The organism is Paraburkholderia ferrariae NBRC 106233, from assembly GCF_000685035.1.
Lineage (GTDB): Bacteria > Pseudomonadota > Gammaproteobacteria > Burkholderiales > Burkholderiaceae > Paraburkholderia > Paraburkholderia ferrariae.
Map to the genome: position 1 here is coordinate 1 of NZ_BAYB01000093.1, position 884 is coordinate 884.

The window sequence follows — 884 nt, forward strand, 5'->3', positions numbered from 1 at the left end:
AACACACCAGGATCGCGCCGTCCATCTGTGCCGCGCCCGTGATCATGTTCTTCACGTAGTCGGCGTGGCCCGGGCAGTCGACGTGTGCGTAGTGGCGGTTCGCCGTTTCGTACTCGACGTGCGCGGTGTTGATCGTGATACCACGCGCCTTTTCTTCCGGCGCTGCGTCGATCTGGTCGTACGCCTTGGCTTCACCACCAAACTTCTTGGTCAGAACCGTTGTGATCGCTGCCGTCAGCGTAGTCTTGCCGTGGTCAACGTGACCGATCGTGCCCACGTTCACGTGCGGCTTGGTCCGCTCAAACTTACCCTTGGCCATTTTCGACTCCTAAGAGGATTTTTCCGTACGTTGCGCGGGGCGCGCAAACAATCACTGGTGTTGCCGGTGCAGCCTGATACTGCAGATACCCGCAGTTTCCTTCTGGTGCCCATGGGCAGGATCGAACTGCCGACCTCTCCCTTACCAAGGGAGTGCTCTACCACTGAGCCACATGGGCATTTACTTCCGCGCTTGCGTCTATCGCGTCTGGCTTGCTGGAGCGGGTGAAGGGAATCGAACCCTCGTCGTAAGCTTGGAAGGCTTCTGCTCTACCATTGAGCTACACCCGCGAAGTTTGCCGACTATTGCCGATTCCCGACACTTAACTTCAGCTGAATTCTGGTGGAGGAGGTTGGATTCGAACCAACGTAGGCGTAAGCCAACAGATTTACAGTCTGCCCCCTTTAGCCACTCGGGCACCCCTCCGCAGAGAACTGATGATTATGGGGGAACATCCGGACAGTGTCAAGCACTTTGTTCGGAGCAGAACCCACAACGCTCTCACTTATAGGGAGAGCGTAAACACAAAAACCCCGGCTTTTTAGGGCCGGGGTCTCGCGTATTG

General features: G+C 56.8%; 1 protein-coding gene and 3 tRNA genes. All 4 read right to left on the reverse strand.

Translation table 11 applies throughout. From position 1 onward, the window contains the following. The coding region (locus BFE01S_RS42215) for a GTP-binding protein (RefSeq protein ID WP_042339945.1) at positions 1 to 319 on the reverse strand (319 nt) is incomplete at its 3' end. 103 nt (positions 320 to 422) lie between these two features. After that, positions 423 to 497, reverse strand: a tRNA-Thr gene (locus tag BFE01S_RS36790). Between the two features lie 38 nt (positions 498 to 535). Further along, positions 536 to 609: transfer RNA gene (locus tag BFE01S_RS36795), tRNA-Gly, on the reverse strand. 50 nt (positions 610 to 659) lie between these two features. After that, positions 660 to 745: transfer RNA gene (locus tag BFE01S_RS36800), tRNA-Tyr, on the reverse strand. Positions 746 to 884: the final 139 nt, after the last annotated feature.